Source organism: Nakamurella endophytica (assembly GCF_014646215.1).
Classification (GTDB): domain Bacteria; phylum Actinomycetota; class Actinomycetes; order Mycobacteriales; family Nakamurellaceae; genus Nakamurella; species Nakamurella endophytica.
Genome location: NZ_BMNA01000004.1, coordinates 596,615 through 618,895, shown reverse-complemented (window position 1 = coordinate 618,895; position 22,281 = coordinate 596,615). Strand labels below are relative to the sequence as shown.

At 74.5% G+C, this 22,281-nt stretch carries 16 protein-coding genes and 1 tRNA gene; 11 read left to right on the top strand and 6 right to left on the bottom strand.

Annotated features, from left to right (window positions below; translation table 11 throughout):
• Positions 1-57: 57 nt before the first annotated feature.
• A complete protein-coding gene (gene sftH, locus IEY37_RS13280) occupies positions 58-2,520 on the bottom strand; it encodes a DEAD/DEAH box helicase (RefSeq protein WP_188942425.1) in 2,463 nt (820 codons plus the stop codon).
• 426 nt (positions 2,521-2,946) lie between these two features.
• On the opposite strand from sftH, the gene IEY37_RS13275 reads away from it, so the two are divergent.
• The 8 genes from IEY37_RS13275 (at position 2,947) to IEY37_RS13240 (ending at position 14,465) form a co-directional block, all read left to right on the top strand.
• Positions 2,947-5,208: a sodium-translocating pyrophosphatase gene (locus IEY37_RS13275; protein ID WP_188942162.1), complete on the top strand. Its 2,262-nt coding sequence runs from the start codon at positions 2,947-2,949 to the stop codon at positions 5,206-5,208.
• Positions 5,209-5,470: 262 nt separating this feature from the next.
• The gene (locus tag IEY37_RS13270; RefSeq protein WP_188942160.1) at positions 5,471-6,307 is read left to right on the top strand and encodes a hypothetical protein; all 837 of its coding nucleotides are present in this window, start codon (positions 5,471-5,473) and stop codon (positions 6,305-6,307) included.
• 137 nt (positions 6,308-6,444) lie between these two features.
• Complete coding sequence (locus tag IEY37_RS13265) at positions 6,445-7,425, top strand: hypothetical protein (RefSeq protein WP_188942159.1); 981 nt, start codon at positions 6,445-6,447, stop codon at positions 7,423-7,425.
• A gap of 98 nt (positions 7,426-7,523) precedes the next feature.
• Positions 7,524-8,219 carry a hypothetical protein gene (locus IEY37_RS13260; RefSeq protein ID WP_188942157.1) on the top strand — a complete coding sequence of 232 codons (696 nt, stop codon included), beginning with the start codon at positions 7,524-7,526 and terminating at the stop codon, positions 8,217-8,219.
• Between the two features lie 433 nt (positions 8,220-8,652).
• Positions 8,653-11,478 carry a type I DNA topoisomerase gene (gene topA / locus IEY37_RS13255; RefSeq protein ID WP_188942155.1) on the top strand — a complete coding sequence of 942 codons (2,826 nt, stop codon included), beginning with the start codon at positions 8,653-8,655 and terminating at the stop codon, positions 11,476-11,478.
• Between the two features lie 45 nt (positions 11,479-11,523).
• Positions 11,524-12,318 carry a hypothetical protein gene (locus tag IEY37_RS13250; protein ID WP_188942153.1) on the top strand — a complete coding sequence of 265 codons (795 nt, stop codon included), beginning with the start codon at positions 11,524-11,526 and terminating at the stop codon, positions 12,316-12,318.
• A 103-nt stretch (positions 12,319-12,421) separates the two neighbouring features.
• Positions 12,422-13,603 (top strand): DNA polymerase III subunit delta', encoded by a 1,182-nt coding sequence (locus IEY37_RS13245; RefSeq protein ID WP_188942151.1) that lies wholly within the window; start codon positions 12,422-12,424, stop codon positions 13,601-13,603.
• A 40-nt stretch (positions 13,604-13,643) separates the two neighbouring features.
• Complete coding sequence (locus IEY37_RS13240; protein ID WP_188942149.1) at positions 13,644-14,465, top strand: PSP1 domain-containing protein; 822 nt, start codon at positions 13,644-13,646, stop codon at positions 14,463-14,465.
• Positions 14,466-14,633: 168 nt separating this feature from the next.
• On the opposite strand, the gene IEY37_RS13235 is transcribed toward IEY37_RS13240, so the two are convergent.
• Positions 14,634-15,392, bottom strand: coding sequence for an SDR family oxidoreductase (locus IEY37_RS13235; RefSeq protein ID WP_188942147.1), 759 nt, complete (start codon positions 15,390-15,392; stop codon positions 14,634-14,636).
• Positions 15,393-15,553: 161 nt separating this feature from the next.
• Here IEY37_RS13235 and IEY37_RS13230 point away from each other — a divergent pair.
• Positions 15,554-15,629: transfer RNA gene (locus IEY37_RS13230), tRNA-Thr, on the top strand.
• Positions 15,630-15,859: 230 nt separating this feature from the next.
• On the opposite strand, the gene IEY37_RS13225 is transcribed toward IEY37_RS13230, so the two are convergent.
• Positions 15,860-16,375: a MarR family winged helix-turn-helix transcriptional regulator gene (locus tag IEY37_RS13225; protein ID WP_188942145.1), complete on the bottom strand. Its 516-nt coding sequence runs from the start codon at positions 16,373-16,375 to the stop codon at positions 15,860-15,862.
• 87 nt (positions 16,376-16,462) lie between these two features.
• Between IEY37_RS13225 and IEY37_RS13220 the strand changes: the two genes are divergently transcribed.
• Both IEY37_RS13220 and ribD read left to right on the top strand, forming a co-directional pair.
• Entirely contained in the window at positions 16,463-17,251 is a 789-nt protein-coding gene (locus tag IEY37_RS13220) for a dioxygenase family protein (RefSeq protein WP_188942143.1), read from the top strand.
• Between the two features lie 17 nt (positions 17,252-17,268).
• Entirely contained in the window at positions 17,269-18,390 is a 1,122-nt protein-coding gene (gene ribD, locus IEY37_RS13215; protein WP_188942141.1) for a bifunctional diaminohydroxyphosphoribosylaminopyrimidine deaminase/5-amino-6-(5-phosphoribosylamino)uracil reductase RibD, read from the top strand.
• Here ribD and IEY37_RS13210 read toward each other — a convergent pair.
• Genes IEY37_RS13210 through IEY37_RS13200 form a run of 3 tightly spaced genes read right to left on the bottom strand, consistent with a single transcriptional unit; the run spans position 18,387 to position 22,235 of the window.
• Positions 18,387-19,217 carry an HAD-IIA family hydrolase gene (locus IEY37_RS13210; protein WP_229674381.1) on the bottom strand — a complete coding sequence of 277 codons (831 nt, stop codon included), beginning with the start codon at positions 19,215-19,217 and terminating at the stop codon, positions 18,387-18,389. The genes ribD and IEY37_RS13210 overlap by 4 nt on opposite strands.
• 32 nt (positions 19,218-19,249) lie before the next feature.
• On the bottom strand, positions 19,250-20,764 hold the full coding sequence (locus tag IEY37_RS13205) for a xylulokinase (protein WP_229674380.1): 1,515 nt from the start codon (positions 20,762-20,764) through the stop codon (positions 19,250-19,252).
• A complete protein-coding gene (locus IEY37_RS13200; RefSeq protein WP_188942139.1) occupies positions 20,757-22,235 on the bottom strand; it encodes an iron-containing alcohol dehydrogenase in 1,479 nt (492 codons plus the stop codon). The genes IEY37_RS13205 and IEY37_RS13200 overlap by 8 nt, the downstream gene beginning before the upstream one ends.
• Between the last annotated feature and the right edge of the window lie 46 nt (positions 22,236-22,281).

Genomic DNA, 22,281 nt, shown 5'->3' with positions numbered 1-22,281 from the left:
TCGCGAACCCCGCGCGGGCTCCTCGCCGCACCGGGCACACCGGGCGCCGTCCCGGCGTCAGGCGGCGCTGCCTCCCGCAGCGCTCGTCCCGTCCTCGCCGTCCCCGGCCTCGGGATGCAGGTCGGTCGCCGCCGTCCCGAGGCCACCCGCGGCCAGGACGTCGTCGGTCGGGTCCGGTGGCGCCTCGACGGCCGAGGTCTCCAGGGCCGAGAGGACCAGTTGCAGCACCGTCACCGCACCGGACTTGTCGAGGGGGTGGTTCCCGTTCCCGCACTTGGGCGACTGCACGCAGGACGGGCAGCCGGCGGCGCAGCCGCACCCGGCCACCGCCGCCCGCACCGCGGACAGCCACTGGTAGAGCACGTCGAAGCCGCGGGCCGCGAAGCCCGCGCCGCCCTGGACGCCGTCGTAGACGATGACGGTGGGTTGGCCGGTGTCGGGATGGACCCGGGTCGACAGCCCGCCGATGTCCCACCGGTCACAGCCGGCGAACAGCGGCAGCAGGCCGATGGCTGCGTGCTCGGCGGCGTGCAGCGCGCCGGGGATGCGCGCCTCGGACAGGCCAGCCCGGGTGAGCGACTGCGGTTCGATCGCGTACCAGACCGCCCTGCTGGAGAGCTCGTGCTCGGGCATGTCGAGACCGAGGACGTCGATCACCTCCCCGGTGGGCCGCCGGCGCAGGTAGCCGACGACCTGCTCGGTCACCCGCACCGGACCGAGGCCCACGGTCACGCCGCCGCCCAGGCTGTTCGCCCGATGTACCCCGGTCAGCGACACCGTCGACACCGAGCGGGCGAGCGTCGTCCAGTCGGGCCGGTCGGCCCGCACCAGCGCCACCCCGTCCTCGAGGTCGAGATCCAGGACGGTGTACGGCTCGCCACGGTGCAGGTGCACCGCGCCGGGGTGGACGGCCGACGGCGCACGCCCGTGGTCGACAGTGCCGAGGAGTCGGGCGGTGTCCGCGTCGACCACGGACACCTGGCCGCCGCCCGATCCGCGCAGGTCGACCCGCTCGGCCGGCGGCCGCGGGTCGACCCGGTACCAACCGGTGGGCCGCTGCCGGAGCACCTTCGACCGCACCAGGTCCTCGAGCACCGGCAGCACCACCTCCGAGCCGCCGAACAGGTCGACGTCCGCCTCGTCGAGGTGGTGCTCGGCGGCGGCGCAGCTCAACTGGCCGGCCAGGACGACCGGGTTCGTCGGGTCGATGACCGTGGCCTCCACCGGCCGCCCGAACAGCGCGCCGGGGTGGTGCACCAGGTAGGTGTCCAGCGGGTCCTCGCGGGCGACGAAGACCACCAGCGCCCGCGACCGGCCACGTCCTGCCCGGCCGGCCTGCTGCCACACCGATGCCAGCGTCCCCGGATAGCCGGCCAGCACCGCCGCGTCCAGGCCGGCGATGTCCACACCCAGCTCGAGCGCGTTGGTGGTGGCCAGACCCAGCAGCTCGCCCCGCACCAGCGACCGCTCGAGCTGGCGTCGCTCCTCGGGCAGGTATCCGCCCCGGTACGCGGCGACGGATCCGGCCAGGTCCGGGCGCGACTGGGTCAGCCGGCGGGCGGCGGTCAGCGCGGTCTGCTCGACCCCGTGCCGGGACCGGACGAAGGCCAGCGTGCGGGCGCCGTCCGCGACGAGGTCGGCCAGCAGGTGCGCCGCCTCCGCGGGAGCGGACCGGCGCACCGGCGCCCCGACCTCGCCGGCGAGGTCCGGCACCACCGGCGGTTCCCACAGGACGAAGTCGGCGCCGGCGGACGGCGAGCCGTCCTCGGTCACCGCCCGGACCGGCGCACCGACGAGCCGTCCGGCGGCGCCGGCCGGATCCGCCACCGTCGCGGACGCGAGGACGAACACCGGGGCGGAGCCGTACCGGGCGGCCACTCGTCGCAGCCGGCGCAGCACCAACGCGACGTGCGAACCGAAGACGCCGCGGTAGGCATGGCACTCGTCGACCACCACGAACCGCAGATTGCGCAGCAGCCGCAGCCACCGGTCGTGGCCGGGGAGCAGCCGCCGGTGCAGCATGTCCGGGTTGGTGACCAGCAGCCGGGCGTGCTCCCTGGCCCAGTCGCGCTCGCCCTGCGGGGTGTCACCGTCGTACCGCGCCGCACGGATGCCCGGCAGGCCCAGGCTCTCCACCGACCCGAGCTGGTCGACGCCGAGCGCCTTGGTCGGCGCCAGGTAGAGGGCGGTGGCCCGGTCGTCGGTCAGCAGCTCGCTCAGCACGGGCAGCTGGTAGCTCAGCGACTTGCCCGACGCCGTCCCGGTCGAGACCACCACGTGCACACCGGCGTGGGCCAGGTCGGCCGTCTCGACCTGGTGCGTCCACGGCTGCAGCACGTGCCGTTCCCGCAGCGCGGTCCGCAGCTCGACGGGTACCCACGCCGGCCAGTCCGCCGTGCGCCCCTCGCGGGCCGGGAGCCGCTCGACATGGGTGACCGGCGACCCGTCGCCCGTGGGGAGCCGCCGCAACAGGCGGTCCAGCGGGGTGTCCGGCGGGGCCGAGGCGCGGGCATCCGGCACGACCGGGCCCACCCGGGGGTCCGTCCCGACGTCGCCGCCCGCCCCGACCGCACCCGCAGGCCCGGGACGGCGCCGCCCGGCGTCGGACGTGCTCCCGCCGGCCGCGGCCGCCGCCGTCGCGGCGGCGCGGGAGACGGGACCGGATGTCACGGCAACAGTGTGGTGCCCCGATGCCCGCGGACCGACATCTCCGGGCCACCGCGCAGCGACTTCACCCGAACGCTTGTCCGAACATCGCCCCGGACGACGGAATCGAGGTGTGTCGCGACTCTCCGCGGAGCGTCGCAACCCAGTGTGACTTCGGGCTCACCGCGTCCTTTAGAGTGTGCCGCATCACGGCCTGATCACCCGGCCGTGATGCTCGCCCGAACCAGCGCCGGTCCGTGCCCAGCGAGGCCGGAGGCCTCTGCACAGATCAGGAGCTCCATGGACACGTTCGTGCCCACCTTCACCGGGACGGACAGGACGATCGTCATCGTCGTCGGTGTCGTCGCCCTCGTCGCACTGGCGATCGCCATGGTCCTGCGAGCACAGGTGCTGGCGGCCGGGACCGGTACACCGCGGATGCAGGAGATCTCCGCGGCCGTCCAGGAGGGCGCCTCCGCCTACCTGGGACGACAGTTCCGGACGCTGGCCGTCTTCGTCGTCGTGGTCTTCGCGCTCCTGTTCGTGCTGCCGGCGGACAGCGCCGGCGAGCGCATCGGGCGTTCCATTTTCTTCCTGGTCGGCGCGGCGTTCTCGGCGGCCATCGGCTACACGGGCATGTGGCTGGCGACCCGGGCCAACGTGCGCGTCGCGGCCGCGGCCAACACCGAGGGCCGGGAGCGGGCGATGCAGATCGCCTTTCGTACCGGCGGCACGGTCGGTCTGGCGACCACCGGGCTCGGACTGCTGGGCGCGTCGTTCGTCGTCCTGGTCTACGTGGGTGGCGCGCCGCGGGTGCTCGAGGGCTTCGGCTTCGGCGCCGCGATGCTCGCCATGTTCATGCGGGTCGGCGGCGGCATCTTCACCAAGGCCGCCGATGTCGGGGCGGACCTGGTCGGCAAGGTCGAGCAGAACATCCCCGAGGACGATCCCCGCAACGCCGCCACCATCGCGGACAACGTCGGGGACAACGTCGGCGACTGCGCCGGCATGGCCGCGGACCTGTTCGAGTCGTACGCGGTGACGCTGGTGGCCTCGCTGATCCTCGGCAGCGCCGCGTTCGGCGCCAAGGGCCTGGTCTTCCCGCTGATCGTCCCGGCCATCGGCATCCTCACCGCCATCATCGGCGTCTACATCACCCGCGCTAGGGCGAACGAGAGCGGCCTGGCGACGATCAACCGCTCCTTCTACATCTCCGCCGGCATCTCCGCGGTGCTGTGCGCCATCGCCGCCTTTACCTACCTGCCGTCGAACTTCGCGGACTTCGGCGACAACTTCGCCGGCATCGCGGGCAACCCCGCCGTCATCGCCTTCGTGTCCGTGATCATCGGCATCGTGCTGGCCGCCGTCATCCTGTGGCTGACCGGCTACTTCACCGACACCAACAAGAAGCCCACCCAGGACGTCGCCCGCACCTCGCTCACCGGCGCGGCGACGGTCATCCTGTCCGGTATCTCCGTCGGGTTCGAATCCGCCGTCTACACCGCGCTGGTGATCGCGGCCGCGGTCTACGGCGCGTTCCTGCTGTCCGGGTCGCTGTTCGTGGCGCTGTTCTGCATCGCCCTGGCCGGCTGCGGCCTGCTGACCACCGTCGGCGTCATCGTCGCGATGGACACCTTCGGGCCGATCTCGGACAACGCCCAGGGCGTCGCCGAGATGAGCGGCGAGGTCTCGCCGCAGGGCGCGCAGATCCTCACCGACCTCGACGCGGTGGGCAACACCACCAAGGCCATCACCAAGGGCATCGCCATCGCCACCGCGGTGCTGGCCGCCACGGCCCTGTTCGGCTCGTACTCGAACGCGATCGCCAACGCGCTGGCCTCCGCCGGCGAGGCCGCGGCCGACGCTGCGGACGGCATGGCGTCCTTCGTCAGCAACATCGTCAGCCCCAACACCCTCGTCGGTGTGCTGCTCGGCGCCGCGGTGGTGTTCCTGTTCTCCGGTCTCGCGGTCAACGCGGTGTCCCGCGCGGCGGGCGCCGTCGTGTACGAGGTGCGCCGGCAGTTCCGGGAGATTGCCGGGATCATGGAGGGCACCGCGCGTCCCGAGTACGGCCGGGTCGTCGACATCGTGACCCGCGACTCGCTGCGGGAACTCGCCACCCCGGGCCTGCTGGCGGTGTTCGCGCCGATCGCGGTCGGCTTCGGCCTCGGGACCGGCGCCCTCGCCGGGTACCTGGCCGGTGCCATCGGCACCGGAACCCTGATGGCCGTCTTCCTGGCGAACTCCGGCGGCTCCTGGGACAACGCCAAGAAGCTCGTCGAGGACGGCAACTACGGCGGCAAGGGGTCGGACGCGCACGCGGCGACGGTCATCGGCGACACCGTGGGCGACCCGTTCAAGGACACCGCCGGCCCGGCCATCAACCCGCTGATCAAGGTGATGAACCTGGTCTCCGTGCTCATCGCTCCGGCCGTCGTCACGCTGACGGTGGGCAGCAGCTCCAACACCGCGGTGCGGATCGTCATCGCGCTGGTCGCCGTCGCGATCATCGCGGCCGCGGTGATCGTGTCCAAGCGACGCGCCTCCCGGCTCGAGGCCTGAGGGAGGCCCCGCGGCAGCGGTCGACAGCGAAGGCCACCGGCGAACGCCGGTGGCCTTTGCTGTCGCGGTTCGTCCGACAGCTCCCGCGCCGTCCGGATCGCTTGCTACCGTGTCGCCGCCGGAGACCTCGAGCGAGATCGAGAAAGTCCGCCGGCACGGGATCCGGAGGGCCGAGGCCGACGTCGAACCTGGGCCCGACAGGTCCACAGGGTCGGCGCCGCACCGGCCGGCCGACTGCACCAATCGAAAGGGAATCCCCTCCATGAAGCGCACCAGCATCGCCGTCGCCCTCGCGGGCGCCGCCGTCCTGCTCGTGGGCTGTGGGTCGAACTCGGCCGGCAGTCCCACCATCGCCTCCAGCACCACGTCGACGGTGGCGTCCAGCAGCGACAGCAGCACGGCGGCCGGCACGTCCAGCAGCGACTCGTCCACCGAGAGCACCGAGAGCACCGACTCGAGCACCGAGAGCACCGAGAGCACGGAGAGCACGGAGAGCACGGAGAGCACCGACTCCAGCAGCGAGAGCACCGACTCCAGCAGCGAGAGCAGCGAGAGCACCGACTCCAGCAGCGAGGACTCGGACACCAGCAGCGAGGACAGCACTTCGGACCGCACCGACGAGTCGTCCACCAGCGAGTCCACCGCCGGTGACACGTCGGGTCAGCTCGACGAGCAGAGCACCGCCTGGTTCGACAAGTTCTGCACCACCGCGGCGCCGTTCGTCGAGCAGATCAAGTCCGCGTCCGACCTGGGCGGCAGCGGTTCCAGCCCGGAGACGGCCAAGGCCGCGGTCGTCAAGCTGTACCAGGGTCTCGGCGCCACGATGACCGAGACCGCCGACGCCGTCCGCGACCTGCCGCCGCCCACCTTCCAGGGCGGGGACAAGTTCGCCGAGCAGATCATCAAGACCTTCACCGAGCTGGGCCCGAAGTTCACGGCCACCGCCAAGAAGGTCGCCTCCGAGCCGGCCTCCAAGATCACCAGCTCGATCGGCTCCCTGGGGACCGACCTGCAGTCGGCCTCCACCGCCATCCAGCTGACGCCGGAGACCGAGCAGGCCATCCAGAAGATCCCTTCGTGCGCCAAGCTCCAGGGCTGACCACGCCCGCAGCGACCAGCGCCCCGGTCGACGTCCCGTGCCCCGGGACGCCGGCCGGGGCGTCGGCGTCCCTGCCGGGTACCGGACGACCCGCGGCGGACCGCCGGTCACCCGGCCCGGCCGTCGGGACCCCGCCCGTGCGGCGCACGCGGTGGCTGCCGTCCCCACTGGCCACCGTCGGGCTCGCGGTGCTGCTCGCCGTCACCGGCTGCACCAGCGGCGCGTCCGAGGCCGTCTCCGCGTCGACCGCGGGCGCCGCCGCGACCGGTACCGGCACGGGAGATACGGCGCCGGGGGGCACGGCGCCGGGCGGTACGGCGCCGGCCGGGACGTCCGCGCCGCCGCCGATCACCAGCAGCGCGGCCGTACCGGCGACCCCGGGCACGGGGACGCCGTCGGTGCCGCTGGGGTCGTCGACCGGGGTCCCCGGCGCGTCCGGCACGGACGGCACCTCCGGGCAGGACGGTTCCACCCCGGCCGATCCCGGCACGGCGACCGCAGGCCCGGGGGCACCGCCCACACCGTCCGCCGGCGGCACGGTCGACCCGGGCACGTCCGGCGGGGAGCCCCCGCCGCCCGGCACCGTAGGCTCCGGCGAGCCGGGCAGCACCTCGGCCTCCCCGCCCATCCCGCCCACCTCGGGCGCCCCGGTCGACCCGTCGTCCGGTGCCGCCGGGCTGGACACCGCGACGGCCGCGTGGTTCGGCACGGTGTGCGGCGCCCAACGCCGGCTGCGGACGCTCGGCCCCCGGATCGGTGGTTCCGGGTTGGCTGCGCAACGCGACGCCGTGGCGGCCAGTTACCGCCAGCTCGCCACCGTCGCCGGTGACACGGCGGGGACGCTGAACGCGCTGGCGCCCCCCGGCTACACCGGCGGGGCCACGGCCAAGACCCGCCAGATCGCGGCCTTCCGGGGCATCGCGGCCGGCTACCGCGCCGGCGTGCGGACCGTCACCGCACCCACCGTCAGGACCGTCGACCAGCTGTCGGCCGCGGTGCGCTCCGTCGAGAGCTCGGTGCGGGAGCGGGTCACCCGGGCGCTGGCCGGTTCGCCCCCGGTCCCGGCCGCGGTGCAACTGGCCGTGCAGTCGATCCCGGACTGCAACGGTCTGACCTGACCGGCTCGCGTCCGGCACTCGCAGGGGTGCCCGGGCGCGCCGGGGCGAGGTCGTGCCGGGCGGCGCCCTGGCCGGTACCGGCCGTTACGTTGAACGCCGTGAGCCAGCTGTCGCTGTTCTCCGCCGACCTGACCGCGCCGCGCAGCGCGGACCTCGGCGGGTTGCTGGCGGCGCACGGCCAGGTCGCCCGCGACGAGCACGGCGTCCGGTTGTCCATCCTGCTCTCCGCGGCGTGGCGCGCGCGGGCGCTGCTTCGCGAGTTCCAGGTCCGGGACGTCGACGGGGAGGTCCTGGACCGCGCGGCCGCCGGCGACGAGTGGACCGACGCCGCGGTGCCGGTGGGCGCGTCGGCGTCCGCCGGTGCACCGATGTCGACGGCCGACGTGCCGCTCCCGCTGCCGCCCGGGTCCGGCGCGGACGCTGCCGTGCTGCTGCGGTCCGGGCGCACCGGCCGGCTCGACGCGCTCGCGGTGGAGTGGACGCGCGGTGCGGTCAAGTCCGTGCCGGTCGCGCTGCGGGCGGAGGCGGGTCTGCTGCGCTGCTGGGTGCTGGCCGCCGGCCGGCCCGACGAGGCCGGATGGTTCCTCGGCCTCGACCCGCGCGCCCCGGACACCCACGAGCCGCTGGCCGCTGCACTGGCCGCCGCCGGACTGGCCGGGTCGCTGCTCGGGGTGCGCGCCGGCGGTCCAGGCGTCCGGATCACCGGTCACCGTCGCCGCACCCGGCTCGCCGAGCTGGTCGGCTCGCCGCCGCCGGAGGTGCCGGCCGGGCTGTTCCCGCAGCTGGACCGCTGACTCCGGCGTCGGTCCGGTGCGTCGGCCGCGGCCTGCAGACCCGCGCGGCGCGACCAGGACAGCCCGGGATCGGGGCGGCAGCGGAGCGTCTCGGCGGGGCCGCGGGAGCCCCGGCACGGACCGCGGGGACCGGCCCCGGCGCAGATCGCGGAACACCGCCGCCCCCCGCCGCGTTGACCCGGCGTCGGACCCGTGGGCCCCTGTCCACGTGCGCTCCCGATCACCGCAGCCCCGGCAGGAGCGGTGCCGACCGGCTTGACAGTCCGTGGCATCCTGCACCTCGACACCGTCAGCGCACGGGCGGCTCCCGACCGGACACCGGACGTGACGGGCGGCGGTGCCGGAAGGGCCGTGTCCCGACCGGACCGGCCCATTCGCCCGCGGCGAGCGGGGCGGCGCCTGATCAGCGGCGTCGACGAAGGAGACAAGCACCATGGCATCACGCAAGACCAGCAGCAGGTCGCCGGGCACCGGCGTGCGCCTGGTCGTCGTCGAGTCGCCGTCCAAGGCCAAGACCATCTCGGGGTACCTGGGCGACGGCTACGTCGTCGAGTCGTCCGTCGGGCACATCCGCGACCTGCCGCGCGGCGCCGCCGACGTGCCCGCCAAGTACAAGGGCGAGCCCTGGGCGCGGCTGGGCGTCAACACCGACAACAACTTCGAGCCGCTCTACGTCGTCTCGCCGGAGAAGAAGGCCCAGGTCGCCAAGCTGAAGTCGCTGCTGGCCGACGCCGACGAGCTCTACCTGGCCACGGACGAGGACCGCGAGGGCGAGGCCATCGCCTGGCACCTGCTGGAGACCCTGAAGCCGACCGTCCCGGTCAAGCGAATGGTGTTCCACGAGATCACGCCGTCGGCCATCCGGGCGGCCGCCGAGTCGCCGCGCGAGCTGGACGACAACCTCGTCGACGCCCAGGAGACGCGGCGCATCCTCGACCGGCTCTACGGCTACGAGGTCTCGCCCGTGCTGTGGAAGAAGGTCATGCCGAAGCTGTCGGCGGGCCGGGTGCAGTCGGTGGCGACCCGGATCGTGGTGCAGCGGGAGCGCGCCCGGATGGCGTTCCGGGCGGGCACCTACTGGGGGCTGGACGCCCTGTTCGCGGTGCCGGGCGAGAGCTCCGCCGTGCCGTTCAGCGCCGCGTTGAACACCGTCGACGGCCGTCGACTGGCCACCGGCCGCGACTTCGACGACGCCACCGGCGCCCTCAAGGCCGGCGCCGACGTGCTGCTGCTCGACGAGCAGGCAGCCCGGTCCCTGGCCGAGGGGCTCACCGGCGGTCCGGCCCGGGTCACGTCGGTGGAGGACAAGCCGTACACCCGACGGCCGTACGCGCCGTTCATGACCTCGACGCTGCAGCAGGAGGCCGGGCGCAAGCTCGGCTTCACCTCGGAGCGCACCATGCGCACCGCCCAGCGGCTGTACGAGTCGGGCTACATCACCTACATGCGGACCGACTCGACGACGCTGAGCCAGACGGCGCTGGACGCGGCCCGCAGCCAGGCGCGCGAGCTGTACGGCCCCGAGTACGTCCCGGACGCGCCGCGGCAGTACACCCGCAAGGTCAAGAACGCGCAGGAGGCCCACGAGGCCATCCGGCCGGCCGGTGACCACTTCCGCACCCCCGGCCAGGTCGCCGGGAGCCTGGGCAGCGACGAGTTCCGGCTGTACGAGCTGATCTGGCAGCGCACCATCGCCAGCCAGATGGTCGACGCCCGCGGCCGCACCCTGACCGTGCGGATCGAGGCCCGCACCGGCGCCGGCGCGGCGCAGCCGGACGTCGCGTGCCTGTTCGGCGCGTCCGGCCGCACCATCACCTTCCCCGGCTTCTTGCGGGCCTACGTCGAGACCGTCGACGCCGAGGCCGGCGGCGAGGCCGACGACGCCGAGTCGCGGCTGCCGGACCTGCGGGTCGACCAGCGGCTGGAGACGCGGGAGGTCACGCCGGGCGGGCACACCACCACGCCGCCCGCCCGCTACACCGAGCCGTCGCTGATCAAGGCGCTGGAGGAGCTGGGCATCGGCCGGCCGTCGACCTACGCGTCGATCATCCGGACCATCACCGAGCGCGGCTACGTGTGGAAGAAGGGCCAGGCGTTGGTCCCGTCGTGGATCGCGTTCGCCGTGATCGGCCTGCTCGAACAGCACTTCTCCCGGCTGGTCGACTACGACTTCACCGCCGCGATGGAGGACGAGCTCGACGCCATCGCCGACGGCCGCCTCGGCCGGACGGACTGGCTGACCGACTTCTACTTCGGGGCCAGCGGCGACCGGGTCAAGGCCGGGTCCGTGGCAGGGTCCGGCGGCCTGAAGAAGCTGGTGGGGGAGCGGCTGGAGACCATCGACGCCCGGTCGGTGAACTCGCTGCCCTTGCTGACCGACGAACGCGACCGGCAGATCGTCGTCCGGGTCGGCCGGTACGGGCCCTACCTGGAGCGGGCGACCGACGAGGTGGCCGCCGACGGCACGCCGGTGCTGGAGCGGGCGAACCTGCCCGAGGACCTGGCGCCGGACGAGCTGACCGTGGACCGGGCCGAGGAGCTGTTCAGCCAAGCGGAGGTCGGCGACCGGGTGCTCGGTGCGCACCCGCAGAGCGGCTACCCCGTGGTCGCCAAGGACGGCCGGTACGGGCCGTACGTCACCGAGGTGCTGCCGGAGGACGTCCCGACGACCGGCAAGAACGCGGTCAAGCCGCGGACGGCCTCGCTGCTGAAGTCGATGAGTGTCGAGTCCGTCACCCTGGACGACGCGCTGCGGCTGCTCACCCTGCCCCGCGTGGTCGGGGTCGACCCGGCGACCGGCGAGGAGATCACCGCGCAGAACGGCCGGTACGGCCCGTACCTGCGCAAGGGCACCGACTCGCGGTCGCTGGGCAGCGAGGAGGAGATGTTCACCGTCACGCTGGACCAAGCGCTGGCGCTGTACGCGCAGCCCAAGACCCGCGGCCGGACCGCCGCGGCGGCGCCGCCGCTGCGCGAGGTGGGCACCGACCCGGTGTCCGGCAAGCCGATGGTGGTCAAGGACGGCCGGTTCGGTGCGTACGTCACCGACGGCGAGACCAACGCCTCGCTGCGCAAGGGCGACGAGGTCGAGACGCTGACCGTGGAGCGGGCCGCCGAGCTGCTGGCCGAGCGGCGCGCGCGTGGCCCGGCGCCGAAGCGGGCGACCAGGACCACCCGCAAGGCACCGGCCAAGAGCGCAGCGAAGCCGGCCGCCGCCAGGACCGGCGCCGGGCGGGCGGCGAAGAAGGCCGCCGAGTAGCCCGGACGTCGGGGCACTGTCGGTGCTGCGTCTTACCATCGGCCTGTGAGCAGGGCGCTGTCGGACGGGTCGGGCGGCTTCGTCGACGCGCTGTCCGGAGTCGACGGCACGGCGGAGCCGCCGGCCGTCGTCCCCTCCGTCGAGGTGTGGGCGGACCCGTTGGCCGAGCGGTCCTGGACCGGGCCGCCGCGGTCTGCGGGGCCCGCCGGGTCCGCGGACCTCGCCAGGGGCGCGGCCCGGGCCGTCCGGGTCGGCGGTGCGGTCGTCGTCCCGGCCGCGCCGGCGGGGACCGCCGCCTCGCCGTCCGCGGGCTGGTCCGCCCGCTCACGCACCGCCGCCGCCGCGGCGCCCGGGTCCGCCCTGTCGCGTCCCGCTCCTGCGCCCTCCCGACCCCCGGCCGCCCCTGCTCGGCCGGTCACCGCGCCTGCCGCGCGCAGCGCACCGCCGCGCGCCGCGGCGCCCCCGGCGACGGCCCCCGCCGCGGGACTGTCCGACCGGGTCCGCCGGGCCGGCTACCAGGCGGCCGCGGCCCTCGCCGCCCGCTCCGGTGGCGGCGGCTCCGCCACGACGCCCGCACGGACCGCGACCGGTCCGTCCACTTCCGGCACCGGCCGCTCGACGGCCGGTCCGCGCCCGACGGCCGACCGGCGGACGGCGCCGGCCGCACCGGCCCGGCCGGCGGTCCCGCGTCCACCCGCCCGTCCGTCCACCGATCGGCGCGGCAGCGGCAACCGGATCGCGACGGCCTGGGGCTTTCTCGTCGTGCTGCTGATCGTGCTGTTCTCCAGCGGGACCGGCCAACGGATCGTCGACGCCGTGACGCACTGGCTGCACCGATGAGGCGCACCGGACAGGACCGGCGGCTGCCGGTGCTCGCCCTGCCGCCGGCCCGCCGGCAGGCCGGCCCGCTGCGGACCGGCGGGACCGGGTCGGGGAGGCCGGCGTGACGCAGGACGTCTTCGCCGACGTGATCGGCCAGCCCGAGGCCGTCGCCGTGCTCCGCACCGCCGTCGCCGCGGCCCACGGGGACCCGTCCGTCCCGCCGGCGGCCATGACGCACGCCTGGCTGTTCACCGGACCGCCCGGTTCCGGACGGTCCGTCGCCGCCCGCGCCTTCGCCGCCGCCCTGGAGTGCCCGGACCGGGGCTGCGGCCACTGCGTGCACTGCCGGACCGCCATGGCCGGCACCCACGCCGACGTCCGCACCGTCACCCCGGAGGGACTGACCATCGCCGTGCGGGAGATGCGGGCCGTCGTGCAGCTCGCGGCGCGCCGTCCGGTCACCGGCCCGTGGCAGATCGTGCTGATCGAGGACGCCGACCGCCTGTCCGAGGCGGCGTCCAACGCCCTGCTCAAGGCCGTGGAGGAGCCGCCGTCGCACACCGTCTTCCTGCTGTGCGCGCCGTCGACCCATCCCGACGACGTGTCCGTCACCATCCGGTCCCGGTGCCGGGTGCTGTCGTTGCGCATCCCGCCGCCGTCGGCGATCGCCGAGGTCCTCGTCCGGCGCGACGGCATCGACCCGGACACCGCGGACTGGGCCGCGTCCGTCGCCGGCGGCCACGTCGGCCGGGCCCGGCGCCTGGCCACCGACCAGGACGCCCGCGCCGAGCGTGAACGGATCCTGTCCGCGCCGGCGGATCTGCGCTCCTTCGGCGCGGTGTTCGGGCACGCCGCCGAGCTGCTGGCGGACGCCAAGGCGCAGGCCAAGGCCGTCTCCGAGCGACGCGACTCGGCCGAGCTCGAGGAACTCCGCACCGCGCTCGGCGCCGGGGGCACCGGCCGCGGCGCCGTCGGGGCCGCGCGCGGATCGGCGGGCGTCGTGCGGGACCTGGAACGCCGGCAGAAGTCCCGCGCCACCCGGACCGAGCGGGATGCGCTGGACCGCGCGCTGGTCGACCTGTCGGGCTTCTACCGGGACGTCATCGCCGTCGCCTTCGGTGCCCGGCAGTCGTTGACAAACCCGGACGTGCTGCCGGAACTCGAGGTCGCGGCCGGTCGCTTCGGGGCGGAGGGGGCCCTGCGGCGGTTGGACGCCGTGCTCGAGTGCCGGCTCGCGATCGAGCAGAACGTCAAGCCGCAGATCGCCGTGGAGGCCCTCATGGTCCGGCTCTGGCGGGGCTGACACCTCCCGGCCGGGCCGGGCGGCCGGTAGCCTCGGGCGGGTGGGGATGCTGTGCGCCGTGTCGTTCGTCCGGAACGGTCAGTTGCACTACGCCGACCCCGGTGACCTGCGCCCCGAGGTCGGGGACCACGTGCTGGTGCCGACCGACCGCGGTCCCGTCACGGCGCAGGTGGTCTGGGCCGCCGAGTACAGCTCCGAGGACACCGAGGGTTTCCCGCGGCTGCTCGGGCCGGCGACGGCGGAGGACCTGGCGGCCACCGAGCGCCAGCGGGCTGCGAAGGCGCGGGCCCTGGTGGCCAGCCGCCGGCTGATCCGCGAGCACGGCCTGCCGATGAAGGTCCTGGCGGTGGACCCGCAGCCGGCCGCGGACAAGACGGTCATCTACTACTCGTCCCCGGAGACCGTCGACTTCCGTTCGCTGCTGCGCGACCTGTCCGCCACCCTCGGCACCCGGATCGAGCTGCTGCAGCTGTCCGCCCGCGATTCGGTGCGGGTCTCCGGCGCCATCGGCTCCTGCGGCCTCGACACCTGCTGCTCGACGTTCCTGCGCGACTACGAGCCGGTCACCCTGGCCATGGCCCGCGACCAGGACCTGCCCGCCAACCCGCTCCGCATCTCCGGCGCGTGCGGGCGGTTGATGTGCTGCCTGAAGTACGAGCACCCGCTGTACCAGGACTTCAAGGCCACCACTCCGGCCGTCGGTGAGAAGGTCGACTCGCCGGCCGGGCCGGGCACGGTGGTCGCCCACTCGGTGCCGGCGGACTCGGTCGTGCTCAAGCTCGCCGCCGACGGCTCCACGCAGGTCTGCTCCCGCGCGTCGGTGTGCTCGGCCCGCAAGGCCTACGACTCGCGCCAGTCGTAACCCGCCGGCCCCCTGTGGGGGGCCGGCCCCGGCCGGGTCACCGTCGATGGACACCCGTCGCGACGTCGCCGTCCAGCGGCCCAGGGCACGCCCGTTCCCGGCGGCATCCGGCGGCCGGCGACCGGCCGCGAGGTCGCGCGGTGGAACCGGACCCGCGCCCGAGGTCGGTCACCGCGCCGTCCAGCCGCCGTCCAGCGACAGGGCGGTGCCGGTCATCAGGTCCTGGCCGAGGACGAACGCCACCGCCGCCGCCACCTCGTCGGGCCGCAGCAGCCGCTTGATCGCCGACTTGGCCAGGATCACCGTGTCGATCACCTCGTCCTCGGACAACCCGTGCGCCCTGGCCTGGTCCGCGATCTGCCGCTCCACCAGCGGCGTCCGGACGTAGCCGGGATTGACGCAGTTGCTGGTCACACCGTGCGGCGCGCCCTCCAGGGCGGTGACCTTGGACAGCCCCTCGATGCCGTGCTTGGCCATCACGTACGCGCTCTTGTACTCGGAGGCGCGCAGGCCGTGGGCGGACGAGATGTGCACCACCCGACCCCAGCCGCGCCGGTACATGCCCGGCAGCGCCGCCCGGACCAGCAGGAACGGGGTGTGCAGCATCAGCCGCATGATCAGCTCGAACCGCTGCACCGGGAAGCTGTCGATCGGCGCGACGTGCTGGATCCCGGCGCCGGACACCAGGATGTCGGTGTCCACCGCCAGCTCGGCGACCGCGTCGGTGTCCGACAGGTCGACGGTCAGCGCGGTGCCGCCGATCCGTTCCGCCACGGCTCCCACCGCCGGCCCGTCGACGTCGACGCAAGTCACCGTGGCGCCGTCGGCGGCCAGCCGTTCCGCCACCGCCGAGCCGATCCCGGACGCCGCGCCGGTCACCCAGGCCCGCCGTCCGGCCAGCGGTCGCGTCGTCTGCTCGTCGGCCATGGCCGCAGCGTAGGACCCGGCGCCCCGGGCCGGCGGCCGCACCAGCCCGCGCCGACCCCAGCACCAGCCGGCACCGATCGAGCACCAACCGGCACCGGCCGGCATCGGCGTGCCCGGACGTGTCCGCTCGGCCCGCGGGTCCGGCTAGACTCTGCTGCGCTGCCCCTTTAGCTCAGTCGGTAGAGCGTCTCACTCGTAATGAGAAGGTCTACGGTTCGATTCCGTAAAGGGGCTCCACGCGGCGGCCGTTCACCCTTCCCGGTGGGCGGCCGCAGTCGTTCCCGGACCGGACGAGCGCCGGGCGTCGCCCGGTCCGGGGCGCCGCGACGGTGGCGGCCCAGCCGTCCGGACCCGGCGCGGCACCGCGCCGACCTCGACACGACCCCGGCGACAGCCGGTGCGGTCGACCGGCACCGGCCCGTCCGGCACCCTGGAGCCGCGTCCTCTCGGCCGGCTCCGGCGGCCGTTCAGGCCGTCCCGACCTCGGCGTCCTCGTCGTGCTCGTCGGCGTCCTCGTCCGTCGCGGACCCATGGCCGGCCCGGTCGAGGATCACCTGGCAGATCTCGCCGAGGGCGGCCAGCTGCTGGTCGCTGAGCGGGTCGAACATGAAGGAGCGGACCGTGTCGGCGTGGCTCGGCGCCACCTCGACCAGCTGGTCGTACCCGGCGGCGGTCAGGGTGGCGAGCTGTCCACGGCGGTCGTCCGGAGCCGGCGTCCGCCGGACCCACCCCTTCTCCTCGAGCCGGGCCACCGCGTGCGACAGCCGGGACTGCGACATCTGCGCGAGGTCCGCGAGCTGGCTCATCCGCAGCGTCCGCTCCGGCGCCTCGGACAGCATGGCCAGCACCAGGTAGTAGGCGTGCGGCATCCCCGACGCCTGCTGCATGTCCCGCTCGATGCGCTCGTTGAGCAGGGCGTGCAGCGCCAGGTAGGACCGCCAGACGCGCTGCTGGTCGTCGGACAGCCAGGGATCGCCGCGCACCACAGACTCCACTCGAACAGTTGTTGAACCCTCAAATATTGAGGTAGGTTACTTCACAGAGTTGCTACCACGAGACGGGTGCAGGCCATGTCCGCCACGACCGAAGCGATGCCGGTTCTTTACCTGTCCCACGGCGCGCCGCCGCTCGCGGACGACGCCCGCTGGACGGGCGAGTTGCAGCGGTGGAGTGCCGACCTGCCGCGGCCGTCGGCCGTGCTGGTGGTGTCCGCGCACTGGGAGTCGGCGCCGCTGACGGTCGGCGCCACCGACACCGTCCCGCTCACCTACGACTTCTGGGGCTTCCCCGAGCGGTACTACCAGGTCCGCTATCCGGCGCCCGGCGCGCCCGCGCTGGCCCGTGCCGTGCGTGGCCTGGTCGCCGCGCCCGGTCGGCCGGTCCACCAGGATCCCGGCCGCGGCCTGGACCACGGCGCCTACGTGCCGCTGGTCGAGATGTTCCCGGACGCCGACGTCCCGGTCCTGCAGATCTCGATGCCGACGCTGGACCCGCGTGAGCTGTTCGAGCTGGGCCGCACCCTGGCGCCGCTGCGCGACGAGGGCGTGCTGATCATCGGGTCGGGGTTCGCGACGCACAACCTGCGGCTCGCGAACTTCGGCGACACCGCCGGCACGGCACCGGAGTGGGGCCGCGAGTTCGACGCCTGGCTCCAGGAGACCGTCGAGAGCGGCGACGTCGACAGCGTCCTGGACTTCGAGCACACCGCACCGGCGGCCCGCATCGCCCATCCGCGCACCGAGCACTTCGCCCCGCTGTTCGTCTCGCTGGGCGCCACGGCGGACACCGCCGGCTCGGCGCGCACCGCGATCGACGGGTTCTGGTACGGCATGGCCAAGCGGTCCTTCGAACTGGCCTGACGGCGCACACTGACCCGGTGGACCCAGCAGCCCGCCGGGCGGCGGAATCGGCCGCCCTGCTCCGTGCCGTCGACCTGGCCGCCCGGGGCGCCGGGACCGTGCTGCCGAACCCGGTGGTGGGCTGCGTGATCGTCGACGACGCCGGCGTGACGGTGGGGGAGGGCTGGCACGAGCGGGCCGGCGGCCCGCATGCCGAGGTGGTCGCGCTGCGCGCGGCGGGTGCCCGCGCGGCCGGCGCCACCGCGGTCGTGACCCTGGAGCCGTGCAACCACACCGGCCGCACCGGGCCGTGCAGCCAGGCGCTGCTCGCGGCCGGCGTCCGCCGGGTCGTCGTCGCGGTCCGAGACCCGTGGCCGACCGCGGCCGGCGGCACCGAGGCGCTCCGCGCCGCCGGGGTCGACGTCCGGGTGCTCGGTCCCGACGACGAACCGCACCTGGTGGACCGCGCGGAGGACGTCAACCGCGTGTGGCTGGCCGCGACGCGGCTGCGCCGGCCGTTCGTCACGTTCAAGGCCGGCATGACGGCCGACGGCCGGGTGGCGGCGCCGGACGGCACCAGCCGGTGGATCACCTCGGTGCCCGCCCGAACCGACGTGCACCGGCTGCGCGCCGAGGTCGACACAATGCTGGTCGGCGTCGGCACCGTGCTGGCCGACGACCCGCAGCTGACGGCCAGGGACCCGGACGGCACCGTCACCGGACGCCAGCCGCTACGGGTCGTCGTCGACTCCCACGGCCGCACACCGCCGACCGCCCGGGTCCGCGACGGGGCGGCCGAGACCGTCGTGGCGACCGCGGCCGAGTTCCCCGGCCCCGGTGGGGTGGACCTGGGCGCGCTGCTGGCCGAGCTGTACCGCCGGGGCCGCCGCCACGTGCTGCTCGAGGGCGGCCCGCGGCTGGTGGCGTCAATGGTGGACGGCGGCCTGGTCGACGAGGTCCTGCTGTACGTCGCACCGCTGCTGCTGGGCGCCGGCCGGACCGTCGTCGAGGGCACGGCCGTGCACACCCTCGGCGAGGCGCACCGTCTCGAGCTGTGCACCGTCGACCGGGTCGGTGCGGACGTGCGGCTGCGCTACCGGGTGCCCGCGCATCTCGGCCCCGGGGCGGCGCGTACCGACGCCGCCGGCACCTCGACCTAGACCAGCAGGCCGTCGATCCGGTCGAGCACCCACGTCGGCCGGCTGTCCGCCGGGGCGGACGCCAGCGAGTCGGGCGTCGCCTCGCCGGTGAGCACCAGGGCCGAGTCCATGCCCGCCGACACCGCCATGGCGATGTCCGTGGACAGCCGGTCGCCGACCATCACGCACTGGTCCGGCCGCAGCCCGAGCAGGTCCATCGCGGTGTCGAGCATGATCGGGTCCGGCTTGCCGGTGTTCACCGTGCAGCGCACCTTGGTGCACGCCTCGATCGCGGCCACGATGGCGCCGGCATCCGGTTCGCCGCGGCCGCCCGGGAACGGGCAGTAGACGTCCGGGTTCGTCGTCACCAGCTCGGCGCGCCGGTGCACCGCCAGCGCGTCGAACGCGATCTGCAGCTTGCGGTACACGAACCCGCGGTCGTAACTGGCCACCACGACGTCGATCTCGGCCGGATCCTCGGTCAGCCGGATCCCCGCCGCGGCGATCGCGTCCTGCAGCACCGCCTCCCCGATGACGTACACGCCGGAGTCGCGGCGGTGGGCCGCCAGCCACGCCGACATGGTCACCACGGTGTTGAGCGCCTCGGCCGGGTCGGCCGGGATGCCCAGCCGGGTGAGCTTGGCGGCGTAGAGCTCCGGGTCCTTGGTGGGGTTGTTCGACACGAACAGCACCTTGGCGCCGCGCTGCCGCAGTCCGGCGACGAGTTCGCGGGCACCCGGCAGCAGGTCGTCGCCGAGGTAGATGGTCCCGTCCAGGTCGAAGACGTACCCGTCGTAGTTGCGGTCCGGGAGCCGGTACGGCTCCGGCAGCCCGGTGCCGGTGCTCACGCCGGCACTCCTGCCGTCACTCATCCCGTCACTCATCCCGTCACCGCGGCGAGCCGACCGAACAGGCCGCGCAGGGACGGGTAGATGTCGCGGTAGACCGCGTACAGGCCGTCGTACAGCTGGGCCTCGGCGGGATCCGGGTCGGTGTGCCGGCCGGTGGCGCTCATCCCGGCGACGGCCTGCTCGATGCCGTCGTGGATCCCGACGGCGGCCGCCGCCAGCATCCCGGAGCCCAGGCAGGTGCTCTCGGGCTCCGCGACCACGTCCACCCTGCGCTGCAACACGTCGGCGATGATCTGGCACCAGACCCGGCTCCGCGAACCGCCGCCCAGGGCGATCATGCGGGTGATCGGTGTCCCGGTGGCCTTCTCGGCGCCGGTGGTGAGCAGCCGCTGCTCGAACGCGATGCTCTCCAGCAGCGCCCGGTAGACGTGCGCCTTGCCGTGCATGCCGTTCAACCCGATCAGCGCGCCGCGGGCGTGGTGGTCCCAGTACGGCGTCAGCGCACCGGTCCAGTACGGCAGCGCCAGCAGTCCCTGCGCGCCCGGTGGGAGCTGCGCCGCGGCCGCCTCGAGCACCTGCTCCGGGGTGAGTTCCAGCCCCAGCGCGCGGGTGTCGACACCGGCGAACCTTTCGACGAACCACTTGACGTTGTAGGTGCCGCCGCCGATGAACGTCTCCAGGGTGTAGCCACCGGGGATCCCGGCCGCCAGGGTGCGGAACTCGACGCCGTGCGCGTACTGGCCGCTGTACGTGCCGGAGACGACGCCGGTGCCCAGGTTCAGGTACGCGGTACCGGGCGCGGCGATCCCGCAGCCCAGCTGCGCGGACTGGCCGTCGCCGACACCGGCCACCACCGGCAGGGCGCCGGGCAGGCCGAGCTCGCGGGCCACGTCGGCGGTGACGGTGCCCAGCAACGCCCCGGGTGCCGACAGCTCGCACACCTGGTCCCGGGTCAGCCCGACCTGGCCGAGCAGGCCGTCGTGGTAGTCGAAGGTGGAGAGGTCGACCAGACCGAGCGGGTCGGCGCTGGCCCAGCTGGTCCGCCACTGCCCGGTAAGCTTGTGCACGAGGAACGCCTGCACGTCGACCACCTTGGCGGTGCGACTGAGCGTCTCGGGCTCGTGCTCGGCCAGCCAGAGCAGCTTGTACCACGCAGGTGTCGGGTTCGGCGGCTTGCCGGTGAGCCGGTGGACCTCGTCGGTGCCGTACTTCTCGACCTCCGCGGTGGCCCGGGTGTCGGCCCACAGCATCGCCGGTCGCAACGGGCGACCGTCGGCGTCCAGACAGGCGAAGGTCTCCCGCTGGTGCGTCACGCAGATCGCGGCGATCCTGGCCGCGTCCACGGTCTGCACCGCGCGGCGGATCGCCGCACCCGTCGCGGCCCACCAGTCCTCGGCGTTCTGCTCGGCGTAGGACGGCTGCGGGTGCACGAGGTCGAAGTCGCACCGCGCCATCGACAACGCCGTGCCGGCGGCGTTCCAGACCACCGCCTTGGCCGCTGTCGTCGAGCAGTCGACCCCGATGACCAGATCCCGCTCAGCCACGGTCCACCACCGCCACCGCCGCTGTCGTCGCCGCCGACCGGGCACGGTCGAGAACCGCTGTCACGTCGTCGGGTTCCCACCAGCCCAGCAGGGACAGCAGGTCCACGACGGTGAACCGGTTGCGCATCAGCGCGCAGTTCGTGACCGCCCACCGGACGACGTCCGGCTCCACCGCGGGACGCAGGTCCTCGAACGTCGCGGCGGCGCCCGCGGCGACCAGTCCGCGGGCGATGTCGTCCGGCGTCCGGACCAGCGTGCGCAGCTCGGCCGTGTGCTGCTCCCAGCGCGCCAGCACGTCCCGGACGGTGTCCCCCGCGGCGGTGACGGCGGAGAGCTTGCGGGACACGTCGTTCCAGCACTCCGCGCCGATCACCCCGGACGGGTCGGCCGGGTCGAACGCCAGGCGCACCCGGTCGCGGAGTCGGTCGGGATCGGGGACGCGGAGGAGGTCGGGCAGCGCGGCGCCGGCCGAAGCCGCGCGCTCGAAGAGCAGCTCCCAGGCCGCGGCCGCGGCCACCGAGGCGACACCGACCTGGGCGCCGTGCAGGCCGATCGGTTGGCGGCGCTGGCCGTTCCACAGGTCGAACATGTGGCTGACCAGGTGCTCCACGCCGGACAGCGAGGCGGTGGAGCCGGAGACCCCGGTGACGATGCCGCGCATGGCCAGCGCCCGGGTGAGCCGCTCGGTCGCCGACGGGTCGGTGCCCAGCCCGGCGGACCACTCCTCGATGCCCTCGCCGACCGCCTCGAGCAGCCGGATCGGCGCGGGGTGGAAGGAGGGGTCGATGCCGAGCAGGTTCGCCAGCCGCCAGTCGGCGGGCGCGGTGAACATCGAGTTGATCTCGCCGTAGCCGGCGCGGTTCATCGCCGGGGGTGCCTGCGCGATCGTGCCGACGTCCGAGATCACCACGTCCGGCCAGCGGGACGGGATCGTCCGCTTGACGCCGCTGCGCAGCACGACCGACACGTCGTCGGTGAAACCGTCGACGGACGCCGCGGTCTGGACCACGACGAACGGGACCCCGCCGGCGTCGCGCGAGGCCAGCTTGCCGATGTCGGTGATGGTCCCGCCGCCGACCGAGACCACGGCGGCCACGCCCTGCACACCCGCGGTGGCGCGGGCGATGGCGTCCTCGTCGGCGTGCAGCTCGGCGTGCCCGTCGTCCAGGACCACCCGCCGCACGCGGAAGCTGCCGGACAGCGCGTCCGCGACCCGCTGCTTGACGTCCGTGCCGTCGCGCAGGATGCGGACGGGGTCGACCAGCAGCGCCACCTCGGGTCGCCGCTCGCCGTCCGTGCCGGGCGAGGATCCGGCGCCGTCGGCCAGCAGCTCGGCGACGGTGGCAGCCACGGCGTCCAGCTGGTCGGCGCCGATGGCGGTGCGGCGGAGCCGGCAGTGCGGCAGGCGGCCGTCGGGATCGTGCCGGGCCAGGACGTCCCTGGCTCGTCGGACGACGTCGGTGTCGGTCACGGGTGGGCATCCTCCGGTCGGTGCGCTGCGCTCGGTGGTGGTGCGG

Bases quoted from the DNA above. Each gene is read 5' to 3' on its own strand.
- IEY37_RS13275 (WP_188942162.1), top strand. From the start codon at position 2,947: ATGGACACGTTCGTGCCCACCTTCACCGGGACGGACAGGACGATCGTC.
- IEY37_RS13235 (WP_188942147.1), bottom strand. From the start codon at position 15,392: ATGGCCGACGAGCAGACGACGCGACCGCTGGCCGGACGGCGGGCCTGG.
- topA (WP_188942155.1), top strand. From the start codon at position 8,653: ATGGCATCACGCAAGACCAGCAGCAGGTCGCCGGGCACCGGCGTGCGC.
- IEY37_RS13270 (WP_188942160.1), top strand. From the start codon at position 5,471: ATGAAGCGCACCAGCATCGCCGTCGCCCTCGCGGGCGCCGCCGTCCTG.
- IEY37_RS13220 (WP_188942143.1), top strand. From the start codon at position 16,463: ATGTCCGCCACGACCGAAGCGATGCCGGTTCTTTACCTGTCCCACGGC.